Below are 6,000 nucleotides of genomic sequence, written 5' to 3'. Positions count from 1 at the left end.
ACGGCGCGAAGGTGCCCGGCTGGTAAATCGTCTGGATGCGGGTGGTGTCGGTCTGGGTGGTGGTCAGCCGGTCGCCGTCCCAGCCGTACCACACGGATTCAGCGGGGGCGGTCGGGAGATACCAGATGCCGTCGTGTACCCGGCCGTGCCAGACCTGTTTGCAGATACGGCGCCCGAGCGGGTCATACGCGTAGCGGCTCTCGGTCAGCAGGTGACCATTCTGCCTCTTTTGGTAGTGTGTCAGCCGTTGCTGGTTATCGTATGCGTAGTGATGGGTAATGCTCCCGTCCTGATGGATGCGGCGCTCGTCTTTTTCTGTCAGGCTGCCGTGGACGTCGTAATGATAAAAGTGCTCTGCGTCCTGCGTGATACGGTTGTCCCGCCACACATCCGGCAGGGCTTCCTGTGCCGCAATCCGGTTCCCCGCCGGGTCGGTCGGGGTCTGATGTGTCAGGTCGTGGTGCGCGGACTGTATGTGTGTGCTGAACAGACGCCCGTTCTCATACCCGTAGTCGCGCTGGTCATGCGGGCCGCGGATGTGGGTGAGCTGTCCGTTCGCATTCCAGGTGTAGTCCCGGTTCAGGGCTGTCTGGCTCAGGTGATGACTCTCCAGCTGTCCGCCTGCGGCGTAAGCCGTTTCCAGTGCGTAGCCGCCGAAACGGCGCTGCGTTTCCCGGTGCAGGCGGTCGCGGGTGTACTCGATGAGCGGCATGTCGCCGAGCTTAATCCCCGCCAGGTAACCGGAGCCATACGTCAGCCATTCCACCGGCGGCAACCGGTCGTGCTGCACCCGGTTCACGAGACCGGCGCGGTAGTCGTGTTTTGTTTCATGCTGCCACAGCAGGGCGTGCGTTTCCGGGCTGTGCACCGTCTGGCGCTCGGCCGTGAGACGGCCTTCGGGGCTGTAGTCATATGAAACCGTGACGCGGTGTCCTTCGCTGAGATGGCTGATATCCGTCAGCCAGCCGCGCGCGTCGTAGCACCACTTTTCTGCGGGTTCACCGTCAACCATGCGGCTGACCAGGCGTCCCGCGTCGTCATACTGCCAGACGGTAGTCAGGCTTTCGTCTTCGCTGTGAACCAGCTGCCCGCTGGCGTTGTACCTGTAGCGTCTGATGCGTCCGTCAAAACCGGTCTCCTGCGTCAGACGGTCCAGCGCATCGTAAGCGAATTCAGTGTGGCTGCCGTTCTCGTTGATAAGCCGGGTGGTACGGCCTGCGGCATCGTATTCCACCCGGTGGGTGATATTGCCCTGTGTCGCGAGGATAATATTTCCCCGGGCATCGAACCCGGTTTCGCTGCGGGTCCCGTCCGGGGATGTCACCGCAGTCAGGTTACCAGCGACGTTGTATTCATAGCGGGTCTGCTGTCCGGCAGCATCGGTTATCGCCGCCAGTCTGCCGCGCGCATCGTATGCCCGGTACTGGTTTAATCCTTCCTCACGATGAACAACGGTCAACTGGCCGAAGCGGTCGTATTCATAGCGGGTTTCATATCCCGAACAGTCGGTATAAGAAAGCAGCTGGCCGTAGCGGCTCCAGGTCATCAGCTTCCGGCTGCCGGTGGGGTCTTCGGATGCAGTCGGATACTCGCTGTGCGGGTCATCATACGCATAACGCGTCACGTCGCCCTGGCGTGAGGTGTCGGCGGTCAACCTGCCCAGGTCGTCGTACTCCTGCCGGCTTGTCAGTCCGTCCGGGTAGACCGTGGCGATGAGCTGACGCTGGCTGTTGTAATAAAATTCGGTCAGCCTGCCGTCCGGCGTGACCGTTGCTGCCAGCAGACCCGAGCCGGGACTGAGCCGGTATTCTGTCCTGCGGCCTGCCGCATCGGTCTGCGCCACCAGGCGGCCCGCGTTGTCGAATTCACTCTGTGTGATGCTTGCGTCGGCGAATTCTTTTTTCACCACCCGCTTCAGACCGCCTTCGCCTTCGGTGTGCAGGACCTCGCGGCGGTTCAGGCTGTCGGTAATCACCGTGTGGTGTTTTTCATACTGGTAGCGGTAGCTCAGACCGTCCGGGTTGTGCTGCTCCGTGACGCGCCCGGTGGCGTCGTAGCGATAGGTCGTCCGCGGCCTGCCCGCATACTGATGGGCCACCATCCGGCCCTGATGCCTGTCGTCATACGTAAACTGACGAACCTGCGTGCCGCTGCGGTCATACACCGAGGAAAGCTCACCGCGCGGGGAGTAGTCATAGCGCGTGAGCGGCGTGACGGGCAGGTTGCCCGGGTACTCCGGGTCGTGTGCCAGCCAGACTTCGGAAAGACGAACACCACTGGCTGTGCTGGTCAGCACCAGCCGGAAGCGGCGGCCTGCGCCGTCGGTCACTCCGGTGATGCTCCCGGCAAACTCACCTGAAGGGGCGCGGTGAAACGTCAGCGTGCGACCAAAATTATCCACCAGCCCGGTCAGCACCCGGTACGGCGGGAGCGGCGCGGGAAGGGGTTCATCCACGGACGGCACGCGCTCCGCCCACCCGAGCAGCCACCACGGACCCTGCAGGCTGTTGGTGGCCAGGTAAATGTTGGGGCTGAGGCGGACATCCTCCGGCAGGGCCTGCCAGAGACGGTGCAGGGGATGGACCTCATTCAGGTTCAGCACGCCACCCCGCGCCAGCCAGAAGGACTCGGTGCGGCTGAACGCCACTTCGCCGGGCAGAAGCAGGTCAAAGTGAATGCTGCGCCCGCCGTTGTCGTTGAGGATGAGTTCATTGTCGCGAAGTTGCAGGCGGATATCGGAAGGCGCTTTCCAGCCGGGACCGAAAAGGCCCTCCGGCGCAGGCGTTTTCGTGCGGTAGCTGCTGTAGGTGCGCGACAGAACAAAGGGCAGCGGGCCGGGCAGGGCAAGGTCCGTTTCACCGGGCAGGACTTTGGCCCCGAGCAGCGGGTTTACCGGGCTGCCGGACACCACGCCGCCGGGACACACCGAACAGGCGACGCCGGTCGGTGCGCCAATCATCACCCCAAGGCTGCCCTGCACAATCGGGCCGCCGATGGTGGTCATATCGCCCTGACGGGCGGCGGGTTTTCCGCTCATGGTCAATTCCTTTTGAAATTAGCGATGAGCGGAGACTACAGGGAACGACAGCTAAAAAAATGCTCTGAAAAGCGACAAATGAAACTTTAGGAATATATAAAGACCCACTCCTTACTCAAAAAACACCGCAATTTTATTAAACATGGTCGGATCGGACTGGTTGCGCACCACTTGGGTGACGTCTTCCAGTTTGTCGATTTGCGCCATCATCTGCTCCAGGCGCTGGTCGTCGTTTACCAGTAGCCAGATGCGGCTCTGATCGCTGCCCTGAATCGGCAGACACAGAATGCCTTCGACGTTAAACGCGCGGCGGGCGAACAGGCCGCAGACGTGGGTCATGACGCCAGGGTGGTTGCGGACGGTGAGTTCGAGAATGACGTTATCGTATTGTTTCTGCATGGCTTATTCTCCCACCATCTCAGTATTGGCCGCACCCGGCGGGACCATCGGATACACTTTTTGTTCTGGGTCGATGCGCACGTGGATCAGCGCCGGGCCCGGACGGGAAATCGCCTCCTGCAGGGCGGCCTGCGCGTCCTCAGCGGCGTTCAAATCGCAGGTGTGCAGGCCAAAACCGGCGGCAATCTGAATGAAATTGATCGTTCCCGGATAGGTCGCCGCAAACACGCCCTGCTTGTAGAACAGGCTCTGCTGCTGATGCACCAGGCCCAGCGCTTCGTTGTTCATCAGGATGATTTTCACGTCGAGCTGGTTTTCCGCCGCCGTCGCCATCTCCTGAATATTCATCATCAGGCTGCCGTCACCGGAGAAGCAAATGACCTTACGATCCGGATTCGCCAGGGCTGCACCCACGGCAGCAGGCAGGCCGAAGCCCATCGTCCCCAGGCCGCCGGAGGTCAGCCACTGGCGCGGACGGTTCAGCGGGTAGGCCTGAGCGGTCCACATCTGATGCTGACCGACGTCGGTGGTGATAATCGCGCTGTCGTCCACGCAGGAGGCGACGGCGTTAATCAGGCCGTAGTGGCTGAGCGGATCGCCTTCGGTCGGAATGGCGCTCGGGAACTCCTGCTGCAGCTGGGCAACCAGATCGCGCCATTCGGCGTTGTCGGTGGCGTGGGTTTGCGGGATCAGCTGGGCCAGCACTTCGCCCACGTCGCCCTGGATCGCCACGTGCGGCTGTTTGATTTTACCCAGCTCGGCGCGGTCGATATCGACGTGGATGATTTTCGCGTTCGGGCAGAACTGCTCGGTTTTGCCAATCGCCCGGTCATCAAAACGTGCGCCGAGAACAATCAGTAAATCAGACTCTTGCAGAATAAAGTTGGTGCTGCGCGCGCCGTGCATCCCCAGCATTCCTAATGAGAGCGGGTGCGCTTTCGGCAGCATTCCCAGCGCCATCAACGTCATGGTGGTCGGCAGATTGGCTTTTTCGGCGAATTCACGCACCTGTTCAGAGGCGTTAATCGCCCCGCCGCCCAGATAGAGCACCGGGCGAATCGCTGCGTTGATCATCGCGGCGGCATCCTGCACGCTCTGCGCGCTGAATTCCGGCGCGGGGGCGCGGTCACCCGGCTCCGGGAAGGACTCGATGTCGATTTCAGCGGTTTGCACGTCCTTAGGAATGTCTATCCACACCGGGCCCGGGCGACCGGATTGCGCAATGCGGAACGCATCGGCGATCACCTGAGGTAACTCGGCGATATCGCGAACTAAATAGTTGTGCTTGGTGATGGGGATAGAGATGCCGTAGGTGTCGACTTCCTGAAACGCATCGGTGCCGATCATCGACGAGGGAACCTGGCCGGTAATGCAGATCAGCGGGATGGAGTCGAGGCGCGCGTCGGCGATGGCGGTCACCAGGTTGGTGGCACCCGGTCCGCTACAGGCCATACAGACCGCGGGTTTGCCCTGAGTTCGCGCCATGCCCTGGGCGATAAATCCGGCCCCCTGCTCGTGGCGCGCCAGCACGTGGCGGATCTGCGTGCTTTGACTTAAGGCGTCATAGAGCGGCAGAACCGTACCGCCCGGAATGCCCGAAACGATGCTGATGCCCTGACGTTCCAGTAAGTGAACGATTAACTGCGCGCCGGTAAAACGCGTCTTGCCAGATGTTGTGCCCGAACTTGCCATGCTCCAGTCCTTTTGTTCTGAGCCGACTTTCCGGGGAGGTTTAAACTAAAAACCCCGCCGGTTTGCGCCGGCGGGGTTTTGGATTCGTGTGTTGATCCAGTCCCTACGGCGCATTGCCGACGACCACCACCACACGTACGACGACCACTGCGGCAGGTTGCGCAGTTTTTAGTAGGGTCGACGCCATCATGGAAGTTGTCATTGAGGACCTGTGTTTAGAATCATTGATAGAATTTATACAAACACAGGATTCAGAGCCTGACAATGGAAATATTTTCATCCACCTGAATTTGCGTCAGGGATCACGTTTCGTTTGTCGAATGATGAAAACAAAAAACCCCGCCGGAGCGAGGTTTTTTTTCAGGGTTTGCGGTTGGTTTCCGCGAACACACTGTGTTACGTCAACGCAAGAAGTATACGCGATCGGCCACGAACGCGCAATTTTAGGCTTCTTTTTTGATGAATCTGAGTATGGATCAGCCCGCCGATTTTGTCGATAAAATACTGTTCATGCATCCAGTATTTATCTATACTGATTTTGTTCGCAGTGAGTTACGGGGGGCCGCAAGCAGTACACCGGCGCAACGAAGTCCTGGCTGAAACGGGTGGTGCCGTCAGTGCCTTAACCCCCCAATGAGCACACTGTGTTACGTCAACAAAGGTGCTGGCAACAGGCGGCGGAGAGGTACGCCAGCATCGTGCTCCTTCTGCCAGAAGGAGGCGCGTATGGGCGTCGTGGATATGGTCATTCTTATCCTGAAACTCATTGTTGCGGTACTGCAACTGCTTGATGCCGTCCTGAAATACCTGCGGTAATTCAGGTTCAAGTCGCACCAGAGAGGGGCGGGCAACCGCCCCTCTTTAACACCTGT

General features: G+C 60.0%; 5 protein-coding genes. 1 reads left to right on the top strand and 4 read right to left on the bottom strand.

The window, feature by feature from the left end; genetic code table 11:
* The 4 genes from QQF33_RS10085 to ivbL form a co-directional block, all read right to left on the bottom strand.
* The coding region (locus QQF33_RS10085; protein WP_285157755.1) for a DUF6531 domain-containing protein at nt 1–3,037 on the bottom strand (3,037 nt) is incomplete at its 3' end.
* A gap of 111 nt (nt 3,038–3,148) precedes the next feature.
* Nucleotides 3,149–3,436, bottom strand: a complete 288-nt coding sequence (gene ilvN / locus QQF33_RS10080; protein WP_282494034.1) for an acetolactate synthase small subunit — start codon at nt 3,434–3,436, stop codon at nt 3,149–3,151.
* A gap of 3 nt (nt 3,437–3,439) precedes the next feature.
* A complete protein-coding gene (gene ilvB, locus QQF33_RS10075) occupies nt 3,440–5,128 on the bottom strand; it encodes an acetolactate synthase large subunit (RefSeq protein ID WP_285151048.1) in 1,689 nt (562 codons plus the stop codon).
* A gap of 103 nt (nt 5,129–5,231) precedes the next feature.
* Entirely contained in the window at nt 5,232–5,330 is a 99-nt protein-coding gene (ivbL, locus tag QQF33_RS10070; RefSeq protein ID WP_100778255.1) for an ilvB operon leader peptide IvbL, read from the bottom strand.
* A 524-nt stretch (nt 5,331–5,854) separates the two neighbouring features.
* Here ivbL and tisB point away from each other — a divergent pair.
* Complete coding sequence (gene tisB, locus QQF33_RS10065; protein ID WP_282494036.1) at nt 5,855–5,944, top strand: type I toxin-antitoxin system toxin TisB; 90 nt, start codon at nt 5,855–5,857, stop codon at nt 5,942–5,944.
* Nucleotides 5,945–6,000 lie beyond the last annotated feature (56 nt).

It is taken from the genome of Lelliottia wanjuensis, from assembly GCF_030238365.1.
GTDB lineage: Bacteria > Pseudomonadota > Gammaproteobacteria > Enterobacterales > Enterobacteriaceae > Enterobacter > Enterobacter wanjuensis.
Note: the sequence above shows the minus strand (reverse complement) of the source record. Positions and strands in the feature narration are given on the sequence as shown.